This is a genomic window from Streptomyces sp. NPDC050416 (assembly GCF_044458845.1).
Taxonomy (GTDB): domain Bacteria; phylum Actinomycetota; class Actinomycetes; order Streptomycetales; family Streptomycetaceae; genus Streptomyces.
Genome location: NZ_JBITII010000002.1, coordinates 825776 through 844196, shown reverse-complemented (window position 1 = coordinate 844196; position 18421 = coordinate 825776). Strand labels below are relative to the sequence as shown.

20 protein-coding genes and 2 pseudogenes are annotated in these 18421 nt (G+C 69.5%); 14 read left to right on the top strand and 8 right to left on the bottom strand.

All coding sequences use genetic code 11. The annotated features are described in order from the left end of the window. Positions 1-279 precede the first annotated feature (279 nt). Positions 280-1110 (top strand): annotated as a pseudogene (locus ACIBL4_RS08990) (LCP family protein); the annotation flags it as partial. A gap of 122 nt (positions 1111-1232) precedes the next feature. Here ACIBL4_RS08990 and ACIBL4_RS08985 read toward each other — a convergent pair. The 3 genes from ACIBL4_RS08985 to ACIBL4_RS08975 form a co-directional block, all read right to left on the bottom strand. Beyond that, positions 1233-2483, bottom strand: a complete 1251-nt coding sequence (locus tag ACIBL4_RS08985) for a hypothetical protein (protein WP_399407855.1) — start codon at positions 2481-2483, stop codon at positions 1233-1235. Continuing rightward, positions 2473-4527 carry a hypothetical protein gene (locus ACIBL4_RS08980; protein ID WP_399407853.1) on the bottom strand — a complete coding sequence of 685 codons (2055 nt, stop codon included), beginning with the start codon at positions 4525-4527 and terminating at the stop codon, positions 2473-2475. Before ACIBL4_RS08980 ends, ACIBL4_RS08985 begins: the two co-directional genes overlap by 11 nt. 155 nt (positions 4528-4682) lie before the next feature. Beyond that, positions 4683-5384 carry a hypothetical protein gene (locus ACIBL4_RS08975; protein WP_399407851.1) on the bottom strand — a complete coding sequence of 234 codons (702 nt, stop codon included), beginning with the start codon at positions 5382-5384 and terminating at the stop codon, positions 4683-4685. 443 nt (positions 5385-5827) lie between these two features. Here ACIBL4_RS08975 and ACIBL4_RS08970 point away from each other — a divergent pair, with 443 nt between their 5' ends. From ACIBL4_RS08970 to ACIBL4_RS08910, 13 genes and pseudogenes are all read left to right on the top strand, one after another. Further along, positions 5828-6550, top strand: coding sequence for a hypothetical protein (locus tag ACIBL4_RS08970; RefSeq protein WP_399407848.1), 723 nt, complete (start codon positions 5828-5830; stop codon positions 6548-6550). A gap of 17 nt (positions 6551-6567) precedes the next feature. Next, entirely contained in the window at positions 6568-7470 is a 903-nt protein-coding gene (locus tag ACIBL4_RS08965; protein ID WP_399407846.1) for a hypothetical protein, read from the top strand. Further along, the gene (locus ACIBL4_RS08960) at positions 7467-8774 is read left to right on the top strand and encodes a CpaF family protein (protein ID WP_392045551.1); all 1308 of its coding nucleotides are present in this window, start codon (positions 7467-7469) and stop codon (positions 8772-8774) included. Before ACIBL4_RS08965 ends, ACIBL4_RS08960 begins: the two co-directional genes overlap by 4 nt. A gap of 46 nt (positions 8775-8820) precedes the next feature. After that, positions 8821-9771, top strand: a complete 951-nt coding sequence (locus ACIBL4_RS08955) for a type II secretion system F family protein (RefSeq protein WP_399408138.1) — start codon at positions 8821-8823, stop codon at positions 9769-9771. Beyond that, positions 9771-10694, top strand: coding sequence for a type II secretion system F family protein (locus ACIBL4_RS08950; protein WP_399407844.1), 924 nt, complete (start codon positions 9771-9773; stop codon positions 10692-10694). The genes ACIBL4_RS08955 and ACIBL4_RS08950 overlap by 1 nt, the downstream gene beginning before the upstream one ends. 117 nt (positions 10695-10811) lie before the next feature. After that, complete coding sequence (locus ACIBL4_RS08945; RefSeq protein WP_020272654.1) at positions 10812-11063, top strand: hypothetical protein; 252 nt, start codon at positions 10812-10814, stop codon at positions 11061-11063. Positions 11064-11127: 64 nt separating this feature from the next. Then, positions 11128-11586, top strand: a complete 459-nt coding sequence (locus tag ACIBL4_RS08940; protein WP_399407841.1) for a TadE family protein — start codon at positions 11128-11130, stop codon at positions 11584-11586. Continuing rightward, positions 11586-12020 carry a TadE/TadG family type IV pilus assembly protein gene (locus tag ACIBL4_RS08935; protein WP_399407839.1) on the top strand — a complete coding sequence of 145 codons (435 nt, stop codon included), beginning with the start codon at positions 11586-11588 and terminating at the stop codon, positions 12018-12020. Before ACIBL4_RS08940 ends, ACIBL4_RS08935 begins: the two co-directional genes overlap by 1 nt. Beyond that, on the top strand, positions 12017-12487 hold the full coding sequence (locus tag ACIBL4_RS08930) for a TadE/TadG family type IV pilus assembly protein (RefSeq protein WP_399407837.1): 471 nt from the start codon (positions 12017-12019) through the stop codon (positions 12485-12487). Before ACIBL4_RS08935 ends, ACIBL4_RS08930 begins: the two co-directional genes overlap by 4 nt. An 86-nt stretch (positions 12488-12573) precedes the next feature. Continuing rightward, complete coding sequence (locus ACIBL4_RS08925) at positions 12574-12822, top strand: hypothetical protein (RefSeq protein ID WP_399407835.1); 249 nt, start codon at positions 12574-12576, stop codon at positions 12820-12822. After that, complete coding sequence (locus ACIBL4_RS08920) at positions 12819-13100, top strand: hypothetical protein (protein WP_399407833.1); 282 nt, start codon at positions 12819-12821, stop codon at positions 13098-13100. The genes ACIBL4_RS08925 and ACIBL4_RS08920 overlap by 4 nt, the downstream gene beginning before the upstream one ends. Before the next feature lie 221 nt (positions 13101-13321). Further along, positions 13322-13650, top strand: a pseudogene (locus tag ACIBL4_RS08915) (hypothetical protein); the annotation flags it as partial. Between the two features lie 291 nt (positions 13651-13941). Further along, a complete protein-coding gene (locus ACIBL4_RS08910; RefSeq protein WP_356029668.1) occupies positions 13942-14169 on the top strand; it encodes a hypothetical protein in 228 nt (75 codons plus the stop codon). A 64-nt stretch (positions 14170-14233) separates the two neighbouring features. On the opposite strand, the gene ACIBL4_RS08905 is transcribed toward ACIBL4_RS08910, so the two are convergent. The 5 genes from ACIBL4_RS08905 to ACIBL4_RS08885 form a co-directional block, all read right to left on the bottom strand. Further along, positions 14234-14590, bottom strand: coding sequence for a hypothetical protein (locus ACIBL4_RS08905; RefSeq protein ID WP_356029671.1), 357 nt, complete (start codon positions 14588-14590; stop codon positions 14234-14236). A gap of 108 nt (positions 14591-14698) precedes the next feature. After that, a complete protein-coding gene (locus tag ACIBL4_RS08900; protein ID WP_399407830.1) occupies positions 14699-15592 on the bottom strand; it encodes a GNAT family N-acetyltransferase in 894 nt (297 codons plus the stop codon). A 60-nt stretch (positions 15593-15652) separates the two neighbouring features. Beyond that, positions 15653-16303, bottom strand: a complete 651-nt coding sequence (locus ACIBL4_RS08895; protein WP_399407828.1) for a hypothetical protein — start codon at positions 16301-16303, stop codon at positions 15653-15655. 150 nt (positions 16304-16453) lie between these two features. Beyond that, positions 16454-17335 carry a hypothetical protein gene (locus ACIBL4_RS08890; protein ID WP_399407826.1) on the bottom strand — a complete coding sequence of 294 codons (882 nt, stop codon included), beginning with the start codon at positions 17333-17335 and terminating at the stop codon, positions 16454-16456. A 221-nt stretch (positions 17336-17556) separates the two neighbouring features. Then, positions 17557-18213, bottom strand: a complete 657-nt coding sequence (locus ACIBL4_RS08885) for a hypothetical protein (protein WP_399407824.1) — start codon at positions 18211-18213, stop codon at positions 17557-17559. Positions 18214-18421 lie beyond the last annotated feature (208 nt).

Sequence of the window (18421 nt, the reverse complement as noted above, 5' to 3'; positions counted from 1 at the left end):
CGCCCCGGACGCTTGCTCGTTCTGCGTCCGGGGCGTTCGGCGTTGTCGAGTGTTTTGCTATCGCGTCGGCCTGCATCGAGGGCAGGCGCATGGCGGGTATGTGGAGGTGTAGGGCATGGGCTCGGTGGGGCCGCCGGTCACGATTTCGACCTTTCCGTGGTCCTCGGTCACGGTGCCCTTCGCGTTGACCTTGTAGACGTGGAGGGTCATGCGTGAGCGGTGTTGGGGGGATTCCAGGAGTTCGACTGCGCCTTGCAGGGACGGGTAGTGGGTGACGCACTCCTGGCAGGCGTAGATGCTGAGGCGGGGGCCCGTTGGGGCGGGGAACTGTCGCAGCAGGACCGGAAGGACCTGAACACCGGCTCGACCGACGGCCGCCGTACCGACTCGCTGATCGTGCTGCACACCGGGGCGAACGGCACCACCATGCTCAGTCTCCCGCGCGACTCGTGGGTCACCCTCCCGCCCTACGTCGACCCCGACACCGGCCGCAGCTACCGGGCCGAGCCGGACAAACTGAACGCGGCGTTCTCCCTGGGCGGCCCCGACCTGCTCGTACGGACCGTGGAACGCAACACCGGCGTGCACATCGACCACTACGCGGAGATCGGCTTCGCCGGCTTCGTGGGGGTGGTGGACGCGGTCGGCGGCGTGGACCTGTGCCTGGACAAGCCCGTACGGGACGAGGACTCCGGCGCCGACCTGCCCGCCGGCTGCCAGACCCTCGACGGCGCCGAGGCGCTGGCCTTCGTACGGCAGCGCAAGCAGGAGGCGCAGGGGGACCTGGGACGCACCCGCAACCAGCAGAAGTTCCTCGCCGCCCTCGCCCGCAAGGCGGCCACCCCCTCCACGCTCGCCGACCCGTCCAAGTCCTTCCCGACCCTGCGCGCCGGCCTCGACACGCTCATCGTCGACGAGAGCACGGAGCTGCCCGACCTCATGTCGCTGTTCGAGGCCATGCGCAAGGCCGCGTCGGGCGGGGGCAGACAGCTCAACGTGCCCGTGGCCGACCCGGACCTGCGTACGCCCCAGGGCAGCGCGGTGAAGTGGGACGACCGGCGTGCCCGGGCCCTGTTCACGGCCCTGCGCGAGGACCGGCCGCCCGGCTGATCAACGAGCCCTCCGTCCGGCTGTGCAGCGAGCCCGCCCACCTGGCTGACCAGCAAGCCCTCCGTCCGGCTGAGCAGCGAGCACTCCCACCTGGCTGACCAGCAAGCCCTCCGCCCGGCTGATCAACGAGCCCTGGCGCGACGGGAGGTGAAGCCGTCCAGCAGCGGCATCAGCGACCCGTACCCCGTCGCCGACCACACGCTCCGCCCGGCCGGGAGCTCGAAGTAGGGGACGATACGGCCGTTCCCCGCCCGGTCGGTGAGCACCTCCGGGGCTCGGCGGCCCCGCAGCGCGTCCGCGCAGTCCTGGCACACCACCACGTCGAGCCGGTCCCGGCGGCCCAGCGGACGCCAGCCGGTGCGGAGGGCGGCACGGCCGTGCAGGGGGTTGAAGAAGCAGAGGGGAAGGCCCGGGGAGCCGGCGAGGGCGTCGCGGCCCTCCTGCGCCAGGGCCAGGGCGCCCGCCAAGTCCGGCACGCCCCGGGCCTCGTCGAGGACCGTGCCGGCGGCGGCGTAGGCGTCGAGGGCGCGCTGCAGATCGGGTGTCGTGGTGGCGTCGGCGGCCTGGGTCGCCTCGCCGAGTGCCAGCACCTCCGCCTCGGCCCGGCGCCGCAGCCTCGCCTCGTCGGCGGCCCGGGCCGTCGCGAACACGAGCTGGGGGACGGCCGAGGGGGTCCTGCGGGAACGGACCAGGGCGCGGGTCGCGAGGGCGGTCAGGGCCAGGGCGGGCACGGCGATGAGCGGCCAGAGCCACCACCCCCCGGTGCCGTCCGCAGACGACTCGGACGCCGGTGACCCGGAGGCCTGCGCATCGGGTGCTGCCGAGCCGTCCAGCTCCTTCATCGCCTCCTCGTACCGCTGCCGGCCCTTGCCCTCCGCCACCAGGTCAACTGCCTTCGCGGTCAAGTCCGCCAGCCCCGCGTTCCGCATCTCGTCCAGGAATCCGGTCGTGGCCACGGCATCATGCGCCTGGTGGGTGTCGGCGGGCCACTCGTAGCCCTCCAGGGAGTCGGGGAAGTCGCTGTCCGTCGTGATGAGGATGAGTTCGCGCTGGTCCGGGAACCGGTCACGGACGATTCCCGCCAGCACCTCGGAGTCGCCGTCGAACGCGTCACCCTTGGTGAGCGGTGTGAGAACGACCTTGATGGGCAGGCCCGTGCTGCGGATCCGGTCCGCCAACTGCCGCTGCCGGGACGGTGGTACGGCATCGGTGTAGGCGTCGTCGACGTAGACGGGGGAGGTGCGCAACGCGCTCGCGATGCGCTGCCCGGCGCTCGGGCCGTGGCCGTCGGCCGCCCGGGCGGTGGCCGTGGTGAGCGCCGCCAGCAGCAGCGCCGCGAGGACGGTGATCAGGCGCTTGACGTCAGTGGACACCTGCGGTCTCCCTCACTTTGTCGACGAGCCGGGCGATTCCGTGGGGCAGGGCGGTCAGCGGTCCGTCGGTCACGGCGTAGTACGGCAGGCGGTTGTTGCCCGAGGACGGGTCGGGCAGCTTCAGCAAACTGCCCGGGATGCCGCTCGGGTCGGCGATGGCCGTGTTGCGGCAGAACTCGCAGACGGGGAGCAGGCGGCGGGCGACACCCTCGGTCGAGACGCGGACGTGGTGGCGGCTGACGCCGGGCCCATGCAGGGGGTTGACGCCGCAGCACAGGTCCGTCGTGTCGCCGGCGAGCGCGGCACGGCCCGCTCGAGCGAGCACGATGACCGCGACCAGGGTCGCGGGGTCGGTGCCCGGCTCCCTGACGCGGTCGAGGTCGCCGTCGACGAGGAGCAGCGCCGCGTCGAGGTGGTCCCAGGCGCGACCGCGTTCGTCCCGGTCGGCGAATTCCTCGGTGAGGGCGGTGAGTTCGGCGTAGGCGGTACGCCGGAGGTAGGACACCGACGGCTCGGTCGGGGCCGTGAGGGGCAGGCGGTGGGTCGGCTCGGGGGCGGGAGAGCGCCACCGCAGCAGGCCGCCGAAACCCCACGTCAGTCCGGCCACCACACCGGACAGCAGGAGAGCCAGGAAGGCGCCCACGAACAGGCCGGGCCAGAAGTCGGTGGCGAACAGGGGAGGGAGGGTGTTCTCGTCGGCGGCCCTCGGGGCGGGGGCCGGGGCGGACTCGGATTGCGGCCGGTCAGTGCGTGGGGTCTTGTCGATGAACGTCATGAGCTTGTCGAGGCGCTCGCCGAGGAGGTGGTCGTCGGCCTCGTCCGCCCTGCTGTCGCCCAACGTGACGGAGTCCGGCAGGTCGAAGGAGAGGCGGGTGGAGTCCAGCCGCAGGCCGTGGTTGTAGACGTCGATCGTGCCGTCGTCCGGATCGGCGACGACGTACACCCCGTCCTCGCCCACCTTGGCGTGCACCGCCGCGGCGAACAGCCCCGAGTCGCCGGCCGACTCGCTCTCGGGCGTCTGCGGCACGAGGGAGAGGTACACCGGGCCGCCGCCGTCGGAGCGCCGGAAGTCCCGGATCCGGTCGTGCAGCCGGTCGAGTTGGCGGGAGTCGAGTACGCGAGGGCTCTCCGGGTCCGCATAGACCGGGTCCTGCTTCAGTCCCGACGCGACGCGTTCCACACGGGCGGTCAGATCGGTGGGGGTGGGCGGCTTTGCCGCGCTCGACCTGGTCTGGTCGAAGACGACGGGAGCGGTGAGGGCGATCGCCGTGGCGGTGAGGACGGCCGCCCCGGGTACGACCCACCGGGGGACGCGCCGCTCCGCCCCGGAACGCCGACGGCGGCGCCGCACGTACCAGGCCCCCAGCACGATCAGCAGTGGTACGCCGGTCAGCAGGCTCCCCGTGAGGAACGACTGGTTGCGGCGGTCGGACGGGCCGATGTACATCTCGGCGGGTTCGTCGTCCTGGTATTTCCGGCGAGCGGCCTCCGCACGGGTGGTGGCCTTCTCCTCGCTCTGCGCGATGACGTCGACGAAGCGCTCGAAGCTGCGCAACGGGCCCGCGTCGTAGGGGAGTTCGTACAGAGCGACGGTGGCGGCGGCGTCCGCAGGGGCGCGGACGCCGTAAGCCGTGGCCTCCGCGAGATCCGTCCCCTCGAACAGGACGTACAGCCCATCTCGCCCGAGCCGGTCGTGCACCGCGCCGAGCAGCTGCTTGCCGTCCGTGCTGCTCTGCATGGGCAGGACCAGGACGTAGGTCGGGACGCCGGTCTTCTTCGCGAGCCTGGCGAAGTCGGGGGCGGTGGACCGGGGGACCTCGCGGGGGAGTTGGTCGGTGACGTGGACCGGGTTCTCGCGGAGGCGGTCGGCGAGGTAGGCGGCCTGGGTGGCGGGGATCGTGTCCGCTGCTCGGGCCGGGGTGGCGGTTGCGAAGACGGCCGTCAGCGCCCAGAGGGCGAGAAACAGCCAGAGGACACGCGTCCCGCCACCGCTTCTCGCCCAGGTCTGTCCTGCGTAGGACTCGTTTGCCGTGACTGCCCTCACCGGTGTGGCCCCCCGCGGTCCGATCACTGTCCGCGCGGCACTCTACTCGGGGCTTCGCGAGTGCTACAGGTCGGCTGGTTGCGGCTTCGCCCGGCCCCGGGGCGCCAGGGGGGCGAGGGACTGGTACTGGTGCCCGAGGACTCGTACCGGCGGCCTCAACCCAGCTTCGCGTTCTGCGCCTTCACTACGTTCGTGGGGATCTTGGCGTCGCTGGGCCGGATGCCGTCGGCGATGGCGAAGCCGTTCGCCGAGAAGTAGACGGCGAGCACGTCACCGTGGCGGACGGCTTCGGTGCGCAGAGTGTGGCTGACGCCCTGGAACGTCATCGTCGACCGGAAGGCGACAGCACCGGTCGTCGTGCCCTTCTCGGCGGTGACCGAGTCGTAGGCCGAGGTGTTCTTGCCCGCCTTGGCGGTGAAACCGTCGCCGCACTCGGACACGGCCTTCGCCAAACCGGCCAACACCGACTCGGCCTTGGCCGCCGGCTCGTACGAGGCGAGAGTGATGGACGTGATCTCCTTGCCGTAACCAGCCCCGGCACTGCGCGTGAGGTCGGCCTGCGGTTCACCGAGTGGGAGTTGGTTCATCGCGTAGGCCAGCGGGGTGCAGCCGGGCTTGTCGACCGTGACCTCGTCCGAGGACTTGGCGAAGGCGTACTGGGCGTCGGGCTTGGACACGTTGTATCCGGGCAGGTCGTCCTTCGTCACCATGACCTTCGCCAGCCGCTGCGCCGGGGTGACCGGCTTGGCCTTCGGCGCCGACGGCGAACTGGCGGGCGCGTCCTCGCTGCCCGAGCAGGCGGTCAGTGCGGAGGCCAAGGCCAAGAGGGAGACGGCTGCCAGGGTGACGCGCTTCACGGGGGGATTCCTCCTGGGGGGATGGTGACCGAGACGAGGTCGCCGCCGCACTCTACTGAACCCACTGTCCGCTCCCGACTGGGAACCTCCCGCCTTGTGTGTGAATCGTGCAGGCATGATGGCCGGGAGGTGTTGACCGCCTCAGGGCGGGTGCGCACCCGCTGCCGCGGCGAGTTCGCTGCAGCACACCTGACCTGATAGTTCGCTCCTTGACTCAACGGGCTTTCACATGCCTGAAGTTGCAGATGGATAAAGGTGCGGGTGGTGTGCTCTCCGAGTTCGGACGCGCCTTGAGGGGCTTATGTACGGCTGATACGGTGCCATGGCTTGACACTCACTTCGGCGCTGGCTATTCGGCCAGCTCAGGCACCAATCCAATGGGCCGAGAAGTGCGAAGTGTCCTATTTGGTAAATAACTTCTTGGGTGTACGGGGAGCGGTTGCGTGAAGATCCAAGAGCGTACGGGGGCGGGCGCCGGTCGTTCCGCCGCTCCGGCTCAGCCGTCGGTCGGTGACCGGCTTCCCACACCACCTCGCGAGCGCAAACCGGCACTGGCGGCGCTCGCCGTGCTGCTCATCCTGGTGGGTGCGCTGGGCGCGACGATGCTCGTGCTCCAGGCCGGTGACCGGATCGAGGTCGTCAAGGTGACGGACGACATCCAGGCCGGGGAGTCCGTCGGTAACAACGTGACCTCGGTGATGGTCGCGGCCGACGACAGCATCAACTACATCAAGTGGTCGCAGCTGGGCACGCTGAAGACCCTCAAGGCCAAGTCCACGATCTACAAGGACACGGTCGTGATGGGCCAGATGTTCGCCAAGAAGGCCAGCCTCCCCGCCGGCAAGGCCGCCGTCGGCCTCGCCCTCAAGGAGGGCCAGTACCCGTCCGACATCAAGGCCGGTGACGTCGTCTCCGCCTACCGCGTCGGCACCAGCGGCGCCGGCTCGAACAGCTCCGACGACAGCACCGGTTCGAGCGGCACCTCGTCCTCCGGCGGCGGCATCGTCGACAACGCGCGCGTGAACGCCGTCAACGACGACAGCGACGCCACCGTGAGCACGGGCAACCTCTCGCTCACCCTCCTCGTCGACCAGGCCGACGCGGCCGCGCTCGCCTCCGCGGCGGCCGCGGGCGAGGTCGCCATCGTGCACGTCCCCGGCAACTAGAAGGCGGCACCCGACCCATGGCGCTCATCGCTCTCGCCGCCGACAAGGGTTCCCCCGGCGTCACCACCGCGGCCGTCGCCCTCGCGGCGGTCTGGCCGCGGCGCGTCCTGCTCGCCGAGACGGACCCGGCGGGCGGTGACCTCGTCTACCGCAGTGCCGCCGCGCACGGCGGACCGCTCAACCCCAACACCGGCATGCTGTCCATCGCGGCCACCGCGCGCCGCGGACTCGTGCCTGACCAGCTCTGGGACCACGTACAGCCGCTGAGTGGGGGACTGGAGGTGCTCGTCGGACTCGGCATCGCGGAGCAGGCCGCCGGGCTCGCGGGGCTGTGGCCCACCCTCGGGCACGCCTTCGCCTCCCTCGCCGACTCCCCGAACGCCGCCGCCGACGTCATCGCCGACTGCGGACGCATCAGCGGGGACACCCCTGCTCTCGAGCTGTTCCCGCACGCCTCGCTCGTGCTGCTGCTCTCCCGCACCGAGCCGGAGGCGATCGCGCGGGTGCGTGACCGCGCCGCGGCGCTCGCCGGGAAGCTGCACGGCGGACCGCGCGGTGCCGCGAGCCTCGCCAACCCGGTGATCGGCGTCGTCCTGATCGCCGACACCGGCACCGCCGGCAAGCTCGCCTCGCAGGTCAACGACATGCTCGTGCATGCCCAGACCGGCGCCCGCGTGGTCGGCACCATCGCCGACGACCCGGCCGGCGCCGACCAGCTCGCCGGCCGCAGGCGCGGCCGTCTCGACAAGTCGCTGCTGATCCGTTCGGCCCGCAAGGTCGCCGCCGACCTCTACCAGCAGTACGGCGCCGCCTGGGCCGCCTCCGCACAGGCGAACCAGGCCCACCACGTTCAGCAGGCCCACCACGTCCAGCACGAGCACCCGGGCCAGATGCAGGGCCACGCGGGGGCCGGCACATGACCGCTGTCGACCACCAGTTGGTCAAGCGGTTCCGCCAGGACGCCGGCGACCGCATCGCCGAGCAGCGCCGGCAGGACCAGATCAACAACGTCACTCCGATGTCCACGGAGGACGAACGGCAGTACGCACGCGCCGTCATAGCCCAGATCCTGGAGGAGTACGCCCGCGCCGAGATCAACGCGGGCCGTACGCCGCTGGACGCCGAGACCGAGGAGCAGTACGCGGCCGCCGTGCACGCGGCGCTGTTCGGCGTCGGCCGGCTCCAGCCGCTGCTGGACAACCCCGAGGTCGAGAACATCGACATCAACGGCTGCGACCAGGTGTTCGTCGGCTACGCCGACGGGCGGGAGGTCAAGGGCGACCCGGTCGCCGAGACCGACGAGGAGCTCATCGAGCTCATCCAGGTCCTCGGCGCCTACTCGGGTCTGTCCTCGCGTCCCTTCGACTCCGCCAACCCGCAGCTCGACCTGCGGCTGCCCGACGGTTCACGTCTGTCGGCCGTCATGGACGTCGCCCGGCGCCCCGCGCTGTCCATCCGCCGCGCGCGCATGGGCAAGGTCTTCATCTCGGACCTCGTCGGCAACGGCACGCTCACCCCCGAGGTCGCCCACTTCCTGGCCTGCGCGGTCCGCGCCCGCAAGAACATCATGATCGCCGGTGCCACCAACGCCGGTAAGACGACGCTGCTGCGCGCCCTCGCCAACGAGATCCCGCCGCACGAGCGCCTCATCACCGTCGAGCGCGCCCTGGAGCTCGGGCTCGACACCTTCCCCGACCTGCACCCCAACGTCGTCGCCTTCGAGGAGCGCCTGCCCAACTCCGAGGGCCAGGGCGCCATCTCCATGGCGGAACTGGTGCGCCGCTCGCTCCGTATGAACCCCTCCCGCGTCATCGTCGGCGAGGTCCTCGGCGACGAGATCGTCACCATGCTCAACGCGATGTCGCAGGGCAACGACGGCTCGCTGTCCACGATCCACGCCAACAGCTCCAGCGAGGTGTTCAACCGTATTTCCACCTACGCGTTGCAGGCCTCCGAGCGGCTGCCCATCGAGGCCAGCCAGTTGCTGATCGCGGGCGCGGTGAACTTCGTCGTCTTCATCCAGCGGCGCAACGACTTCGGCAACGGCGGCCGCCTCCAGCGCATGGTCACCTCCGTCCGTGAGGTCAACGGCGTCGACGGACGCGTCCTGTCCAGCGAGGTGTTCGCCGAGGCCCCCGACGGCCGGGTCGTGCCGCACGCCCCACTGGCCTGCCTGGAGGAACTGATGGCACACGGCTACCGGCCGTCCGGGACCTGGGGGTGAGCCGGGGATGAACACGACTCTCGCAGCGATCGGCTCCCTCGGTTCCATGGGCGGCCTGTTCTCCACCACCGTCCTGTACTCGATAGGAAGCGGCGTCGCCGTCGGCGGCGGCCTCGCCCTCCTTCTCATCGCCGTACGCGGGCTGCCCGTCAAGCCCGACCACGAGAAGCAGAAGGCCGCCGAGCGGGCGAGCGAACTCATCCGCTTCGCCGGCCGGCGCGGCTCGCTCGCCGCCATCGTCGGCCTGGTCGTCCTCGTCCTCACCCGCTGGGCGGTCGCGGGCATCGCGGCCGGCGTCCTCGTCTTCTTCTGGGACCGCCTGTTCGGCGGCGCCGGCGAGGAGCGGGCCGCCATGCGCCGCGTGGAGGCCCTGGCGTCCTGGACCGAGTCCCTGCGCGACACCATCGCCGGCGCCGTCGGCCTGGAGCAGGCCATCCCGGCCTCCGCCCGCGCCGCCGCCCCGGTCCTGCGCCCCCACCTCGACGCCCTCGTCGACCGCCTGCGGGCCCGCACCCCGCTGCCCGAGGCGCTCCAGCACCTCGCCGACGAGATCGACGACGCCTCCGCCGACATCATCGTCGCGGCCCTGATCCTCAACGCCCGCCTGCGCGGACCCGGTCTGCGCCAGGTGCTGGGCGCGCTGGCCAAGTCAGCACGCGAGGAAGTGGACATGCGGCAGCGGGTGATGGCGCAGCGCGCCTCGACCCGCCGGTCCGTGCAGATCGTCGTGGCGGTCTCGATCGCCTTCGTCCTCGGCCTGTCGATCTTCAACCGTGACTTCGTCGAGCCGTACGGCACCGCCGTCGGCCAGCTCGTCCTGGCCTGTGTCTGCGGCCTGTTCGCGCTCGGCTTCTGGTGGCTGCGCAAGCTGTCCACCATCGAGACGCCCGAACGCTTCCTGGTCCGCGACGAGGCAGCCGTCCAGTTCGTGCGTCCCAGGACGCCGTCGCAGCAGCAGTCCCAGCAGCGACTGCCGCAGGAAGAGGGGGCACGCTGATGGACCTCACGATGCCGCTCGTCGTCGGCGCCGTCCTCGGCCTGGGCGTCTACGCCCTCGTACGCGCCCTCATGCCCAGCAAGCGCAGCCCGATCTCGCAGGTCGCGCGGATCGACGCGATGCGGGCCCGCGGTTCGGCCTACGAGTCGGCGCGCACCGCACGGGACAAGGGCCGCTTCGGCTCGCTGCGGGCCGAAGTCGGCCTGCGCGTCTCCGAGTTCTACCTCCAGCAGGGCTGGGAGCAGCGCTCGCTGCGCGCGGACCTGGCGGTCCTGGACCGCAGCTGGGAGAAGTTCCTGGCGACGAAGGTGCTGCTGGGTGTGGCAGGCCTGTTCTTCGGCCCGTTCCTGTTCGCCATCGTCTACACGCTGGGGGTCGGCCGCAGCCCGATCATCCCGGTGTGGCTGGCGCTGCTCTTCGCGGTGATCTTCTTCTTCCTGCCCGACCTGGAGGTACGGCGGGACGCGGCCCAGAAGCGGCGCGACCTCAGGCGGGTGATCGGCGCGTACCTCGACCTGGTGTCGATGAGCCTCGCCGGCGGACGCGGTCTGCCCGAGGCTCTGATGGCGGCGGCCGAGATCTCCGACGGCTGGGCCAACCAGCGCATCCGCAACGCCCTGTCGGACGCACGCATCACCGGCGTCAGTCAGTGGCAGGCGCTCGGCCAACTCGGGGAGGAGATCGGCGTGGAGGAACTCAAGGACCTCTCCGCCTCCCTGGCCCTGGTCGCGGACGACGGTGCGAAGGTGCGCGAGTCCCTCGCGTCCCGGGCCGAGACCATGCGGCACCGCGAACTCGCGGAGATCGAGGGCAGCGCGGGTGAGAAGTCCCAGTCGATGCTCGTGGCGCAGCTGCTGCTGTGCGCCGGGTTCCTGGTGTTCCTGATCTTTCCGGCGGCGATGCGGGTGTTCCAGGTGCAGTGAGCCGTGCAGTGAGCGGCGCAGGGCGCCGTGCAATGAGCCGTGCAGTGAGCCGACCTTCACAACTCCAGAACTTCCCGGACTGATTCGACCGGACTGATTTCGAAAGGACAAGTCGTCATGATCGGACGCAACTTCCACACGGGCATCCCGGCCGTGGACTTCCTGGTCACCTTCCTCCAGGCCCGTACCGAGCGCGCCCGCTCCGGCGAGCTGGACCGCGGCGCCTCCGCGGTCGAGTGGGTCATCATCTCGGCGGTCGTCGTGGCGATCGTCGGTGTCGTGGCCGCCATCATCAACGCCGCGCTGAGCGAGGGCGCCAACAAGGTCGGCGACTGCATCAAGGGCGCGGACGCGGGCAAGACCTGCTGATCCGTCACAGGGACGGTCGCAGGGCAGTCACAGGGACAGTCGACGGACAACGGGGTTCACGGGGATGCCGGCAGACGTGAGCAGACGGATACGCCGCAGGGTGCGGGCCGCGCGGAGAGCGGCGGCCGCCCGCGGTGACTCCGGCATGACCGCGATCGAGTTCGTGCTGCTCACTCCCGTACTGTTCTTCATGATCTTCGCGACCGTGCAGTTCGCCCTGTACTTCTTCGCGGACCACGTCGCCCAGGCGGCGGCCCAGGCGGGAGCGCGCAAGGCGCGTGCCACGGCCGACGAACAGCCGGGCGCGTGGCGGGGCGAGGCCCAGGACGTGGTGGACAGCTACATCCGCCAGCTGGGCCCGCAACTGGTGCTGGCGCCGGACGTGAAGATGCTCCAGCCGGACCGGAACACGGTCGGTGTGGAGATCGCGGCGCGGGTGCCGACGGTGTTCCCGGGGCTGGACCTGACGGTGCACGCGCAGTCGGCGGGCCCGGTGGAGCGGTTCGTACAGGAGGAGAACTGATGACTCTCTCTCCTGCGGCGCCGTCGACGGACAACCGACGGGCGGACGACCGGGGCCTGTCCACGATCGAGGTCGTGATCCTCGCCCCGGTGATGATCCTGTTCATCCTCGTCCTGGTGGCCTTCGGCCAGCTCGTCGACGGCCGCGGGGCGCTCGACGGAGCGGCCCGGGACGCGGCCCGCGCGGGCTCGATCCAGAAGGACCACGCCACCGCCATGGCCGAGGCCAAGAAGGCCGCGGAGGCCAACCTGGGGGACGTCTGCTCCGGCCCCGTGTCCGTCGTCCAGACGAGCCAGGGCTTCGAGCCCGACACCATCTTCACGGTCGAGGTGAGCTGCCAGGTGCGGGGCCTCGCCACGCTCGGCCTCGACGTCCCGACGACGCTGTCGTCGAGCTTCAGCTCCCCGCTCGACCCCTTCCGGAGGTCGGCGTGAGACACCTCCCGCCGTACGGGCGGTCGTGGTGGGCGGCCCGTCGCGCACGCCTGGACGACCGAGGCTCCGGAGCCGGCGCGGTCATCATCTTCGCGCTGGTCTTCCTCTCCCTCTCCGCGTTCGTGATCGACGGCGGCCTGTCCATCTCCAAGCGGGAACGGGCGGCCGACATCGCGGAACAGGCGGCCCGCTACGCCGCCCAGGACATCGACCGCGACGCCCTCTACGAGAACGAGGGCGGCCCCGCCCCGATCAACTTCGAGAACTGCAACGCCCGCGTGAAGACCTTCGCCCGCGAGATGGACATGACGGGCGCGGACATCGCGGCGACCCACTGCGTGGCGGCGGACGCCCAGCAGGTGCAGGTCGAGGTGCAGCTCACCTACTCCCCGGTCTTCACGGGGACGTTCTACGGCGGCGACGTGGTGGTCCACGGGCAGGCGGTGGCGGAGAACGAGGTCGGCTGATGCCCGCCGCGCCCGTTTCCCGACCCTCCCGGCTCCGCTGAACACGGAGCACTGAGCACGATTCCCCCCACGGGAGGTACAACTCCATGCGCACACGCACGACCACGGCGGCCGCGACCGCCCTGACCGCGGCGGTGGCGCTGCTGCTGACGGGCTGTGGCGGCTCGGACTCGTCGGACCCGAAGGACTCGGACAAGATCGCGGGAGCGGATGCGGGTTCGGGGTCGTCGAAGCCGTCGGCGTCCGCGCCGGGTGACGGCATCGAACGGCCGGAGATCAAGCTGTCGTCCGACGTGGAGAACGTCTTCGAGGGGGTACGACCGGGAACCCGGTGAAGGATGCGGTGCTGGCGGACAACGAGCGGCGTATCAACTCCATCGACGAGGCGATCACCGTCGACGCCAAGAAGTACCCCGCCCTCAAGTTCTACTCCAAGGGCGACGCGCTGGTGTCGGCGGCCTCCTACATCATGTCCTTCCGTGACGAGAACCGGGGCTTCACCGGCAAGACTCGGTACTACGACCGCGAGGTCACCCTCCACAAGGCCGGCGCCGAGGGCGTCTGGCAGACCACCACTGTCTCGTCCACGGAGGCCGCCAAGAGGTGCATGTGATGCGGCGTACGACTCTGTCGCGCGCAGTCGCGGCATAGGCTCTGGCCCTCGCCGTGGCGGCTGTGCCGTCAACGGCCACGGCTGGTGGCGGTCGTGGCGGCGGTGAGAAGGTCGGCTACGAGGGCAGCGCGGAGGGCTCCGCGAACGACCGTGTGATCAGGGCCCAGACCAAGATCCGGGTCACCACCGACGGCGGTTCCCGACCCTCCACGGGAACCCTGACCCCGACGGTCAACCTGCCCACCTGGATCTGGCTCGACAAGGCCAAGTTCAAGAAGCTCTCGGTGACGGCGAGCCTGCCCGGCACGGGACTGTCCGCGACCACCACCGCCGAACCTGTCTCCCTGCACATCGAACCGGGCACGGCCGACGCCCAGACGTACCCGGCCTCCGGCGAATGCGCGATCAACGCGGACGGCAACATCGGCGCACCGTACGCTGGAAGATCAGCTGGACGAGCACGAACGGCGAGGGCGGCGACCTCCCGGACGGCACATTCGGTACGACCCAGGACGTGACGGTGCAGGAGATTCAGTCGGTGAACCGCTGATCCGGAACATTCGACGGATCTGCACACCGTTCACCGTGAGGTCGTGAGAAAGCACAGCGGGAGCCGAGCACCGCTCGCTCACCCCATCCCGTATTGCACTCCGATACCGCACAGTGGCGGAATATGTGAAGGTGACGGGTATTTCGGTGACCGAAGGTTCACACTCATGACTTCGGTCACCGAATTCCGTCGCACCCCGGTAACCACTGACTGGCCGACCCTTCTCCCCGCGTGCTTTGATCGGTCGCGCTCAAGCACTTCGAATTATTGAAACGAAGGGAACCGCCCTCCATGGCCTTCACCCCGCAGATCCAGACCGCCCCCATGTCCGACGCCGAGCTGGACACCATCGCCGGCGGCCAGGCGGGCGGCACCGCGGGTGCCGGCGCCGCAGCCGGTCTCTACGTCGAGACCTCGGCCGTCGGCGTCAACGCCGGTGTCGGCGGCGGCGTAGGCCTCGCCGTCTCGCCCGAGGGCATCGCGGCGGACCTGCACCTCAACGCCGCGGTCGCTTCCTGACCCCAGGCGCGCGAAAGGCCCCGGATCTCTGGGTCCGGGGCCTTTTCACGTCAGGAACACGGCCTTACTTGCCGCCGCCACCGTTCCCGTTGCCGCTCTTCCCGCCCCGCTTGTCCTCGGTCTTCATGGCATCGTTGACCTGCTTGGCGAGTTCGTCATCAAGCTTCTTGAACTCACGGACAACGGCATCGGACATACTCGCCAGCGCATCGAGCTGCTGCGTGATGTCCTCGCGGCCGTCCTCCCAGTTGGACTCGAAATCCCCGAGCGCGTCATTGACACTGCCGTCGCCGATGTCGTCCCTGTAGGACTCGAAGAGCTTCTTGGTGTGATTCAGACGGGTCTTGATGGAACGCAGCCGGCGGCCGTAACCCTCCAGCTCGCTCAGCGGGAGTGCGAGGTCGCTCTTGCCGTTGCCCATGTGGAGTCCCCCGGCAGGTTCAGACGGTTCAATGAAACGTAACGTACTCCGTACTGGCAAACCAGTTTCCATGAGGGCATCCTGCCGGCCGTACTTCGACGGCGATGATCAAGCTTCACTGCCACAGGACGTCGGAAAGGCGTCCCGGTATCGGTCCCGGACCTCGGCGAGTTGCCGGAAGCCGGCTGACTCGTACGTAGCGACGGCGCCGGCATTGGAGCTCGGGGTGCAGACGATCGCGCTGGACGAGCCCAGCTCCTGGAGCGTGGCCGCCGCGGCGACGCTGATGGCCTTGCCGTAGCCGTGTCCGCGATGTTTCCGGTGCACGCCCATCGGTTCGAGCAACCCGGGCTTACCCGGACCGGCGGACCACACCGTCACCGCCGCCACCGCGTCGCCCTGGCCGTCGTACGCGACCAGACACCGTGCGTCGGCGTACGGCAGTCCGGCCGCCATCGCGTGCCAGCGCTCGTCCGTGAACCTCGACCCGTCCCACGCTGCCCGATGGACGGCCACAAACTCGTGCGCCCGCTCCGGCCCGACCGCCACGATCCGCACGCCTGGGTCCTGCACCGGCACCGTGAGGTCACGGCGTAGCGGCGTCCAGGGCTCGTCGGTGTTCCAGCCGTCCTCGGACAGCAGATCCTGGAGCAGCGCACCCATCGGCGCCTCGATGTTCACGTTCCCCTCGGGCAGTACGCCGCGCTCCGGTTCGGTCACGTCTCGAACCAACTGCTGCGCCAGTTCCTCGTCCTGGTGAGCGTCCGGCGCGATCGTCAGCCGCAACAGCCCTGGACCGTCCAGCAGTCCGACGGCGAGGATCCGTCCGTCCCGGCTCCACGTCCGCACCGCGGCGGCGGTCGCTTCCGCACCGGACCGCCAGAACCAGCCCAGGTCCCCCGGATGCAGTTGCATCGGCGCCCCCTCGTACTGCCAGTCGCGCAGCACGCCCACGGCCTCGCTCAGACCGTCAACTCCCGGCTTGCCCAACACAATCGCCATGCCCTGATCACACAGCACCGCGGAGACAGTCCGCATCCGGGTTTCGGCCGGCGGGTGTGGTCACCTGGAGCATGCCCCTCGCTCGGAGTGCACCGACGCGTTCTGCCACACGCCCTGCTCGTTCTTCGCCAGGGAGACCGAGTAGAGGACGTAGGGGTCCGTGCCTGCCGGGTTCCCCTCGACCTTGCCGGTCTTGCGGCTCCTGGTCTTCGCCGCGCTCTCGTCCGTGCAGTAACTGAGCGATGCTCCCTTGCCGTTCTTCGCCAGGCTGACCTTGGGACTGAAGACGGGCAGTTTGCCGATGACGGTGACGTTCTTGTCCGTGTAGGACTTGATCCACTTCTTGGTCAGCCCGCGGACCCCTTCTGTGTCGTACAAGGCGACAGCCTCGCTGTCGGGGTCGTTCTCGATGATCGCCGCGTACCCGGCCCGGATTTCCTCCTTGCCGTCATTGAGCACGGCCTGCTCGACGGGGTCGCTGTTCGTCCAGTTCTCGAAGGTCAGCCGGAAGGTGCTGGGGAGCTTGATCACAGGGCGCTTGGCCTCGGGCGCCGCAGAGGACGCCGAAGCGGAGGCCGACGGGTTGCTCGACCCGCTGCCCGCTCCCTTGATGTCGTCCGATGGCGAATCGCCACTACCGCACGCGGTCAGAAGCAGCGCCGCCGTCACGGTCAGCAAGGCGGCAGTGGAGGTCAGGGGGCGGCGGGCCACGGTTCATCTCCCCCGGTGTTCGGTGTATGCGGCAGAGAACGAAGTTATTAGAGGTCGGGATGGGGCCTTGAGAGGCTGTGGTGGGTTGTGTGGAGAACGTGAGGCCATGGAACGACTCGCGAAAGGCGTCCGAATGCGCTGGTTGAAGAGTCAGCGGTTGACCGACTGGATCTCCTGGACGTTCATGTCCTGGGTCGTCTCGAAGGTGCCATCCGGGAGATCGCCGTTCGCGCCGCCCGTGCCTTCCCATGAAATCTGCCAGGTGATGCTGGCCTTCAGCTGGTACGGCTCACCGTTCGTGGCGCGCAGGTACCTGATACCGCAAGGCGGGGTCTTGTCGGCGTCGCCCTTGGCGTAGGGCGTTCCGATCGAGCCGTCCTCGTTGATCTCACAGTCACCAGAGGCCGGGAAGGTCTCGGCGTCGTCCGTGCCCGGTTCCAGGTGCAGGGCCACCGGCTTGGCCGTCGTCTCCGCCCACAGCCCCGTGTTCGGCAGTTCGGCTCGGACCTTGACCTCCTTGAAGGTGCCCTTGTCCAACCACACCCAAGTGGGCAGGTTCACCGTGGACTTGGCCTCGGGCTTGACGTCGATCTTGGTCTGGGGCACCTCGATCTTGTCGTAGGCGTAAGCCGCAAGCGTCTCAGGAGTCGGCGCATGCTCGTCGTCCGGGATCGTGCCGGCGTCCTGCCAGAACATGATCCGGCCGCAATCCCAGGCCTTGATGTCGTTCTCGTGACCCTTGCGGACAACACTGCGCCAGAACATGCCCTCCTTGCCGATGTTGTAGTTGTTGTACCCCTCGGCGGTGCTGTTCGTGGGCGACTTGAGATCGAAGTTGTCCTGCGGTTCACCCTTGTCGTAGTGATCGACGAAGATGCCCGAGGTCCACCACTCGTGGGCGTTGACGGCGCCCATCCCGCCGTTCTTCTGCAAGTCCTCGACCGCGGATTTGAGCCCGTCCGGAGTGAAGACCGGCTCGTACCAGCAGACCGGGGGCTCCCAATCGGGGTCGACGGACGTCAGTTCGTCCATGGAATCTTGTTCGGTTCGGCCGTCGGGGTGGCTGACCTGGATGCGGGATTGCGAGACGGACGCCAGCAGGGTGCGACCGTCGGAGTCACCGGAGGGCTTCTCGGCAGGCTGACTGGGCGTCGTGGGCGCCGGTACTTCGTCGGCGAAGGCTGCGCCCGGCGAGCACAAGAGCACGGTGGCGGTCAGCGCGGCTGTCCATGCTGCGCTTCGGCCGGTCCCCGTCACTGCTGACACTCCTTGGCCTTGCCCGCGACCTCGATCTGCTGCGCCTGCCAGATGCCGGGGGAGTCGGCCGAGGGCTGCATCAAGATGCGGTACTTCAGGTAACTGTCGAGGCTTTCCTTCGTGTAATGGATCTTGTTGGTCTTGATGTCCTTGCTGTACGACTTGGCCTGGTTGCGGCAGAAGGTGACGAGGACGGCTTTCGCGTCCTCGGACTTGCTCGTAGCGGCGTCGTAGTACTGGTCCTCGCCTGTCGGGGTCCAGCCGCCCTTCACCCACGCCTCGATCTGTGACTTCGCGTACTTGGCAGCTCCGGCTCGGGAGTAGAACCTGTAAGCCGAGTCGTTCGGGTCCTGGGCGACGACGGCGTGCTTCAGCGCCCGGATGAAGTTGGCGGAGTCGTCCAGCGCAGCCGCCTCATCGCTGTCGGACGGCTTGTCGAAGTCGAAGACCATCTTCAGGTCCTTCGGCAGGCTGAGATCCGGGCGGTCCGCATCCGCGGCCTTCGACGGTGAAGCCGACGGACTCCTCGCCCCCTGGTCCGCCCCCTCGATGTCGTCCGAAGAGTCTCCGCCACCTCCGCCGCAAGCGGTGAGCAGAAGCGCCGCTGTCGCGGTGAGTGCGGCGGCGGTGGTGGTCAGGGCGCGGCGTGCCACGGTTCGTCTCCCCCGGTGTTCGGTGTATGCGGCAGGGAACGAAGCTATCAGGGGCGGGTAATGGGCCCTTGAGAGGCCGTAGGGGATTGCGTGGGGAATGTGAGGAGCGTGCATGGCAATCGCGAAGGGGGCGAACCCTGCCGCCCCGTCGCAGACCGCAAGCGCACGCCACTGCGAGGGCAAAACGGACGTCAACGACCCTCGCCCC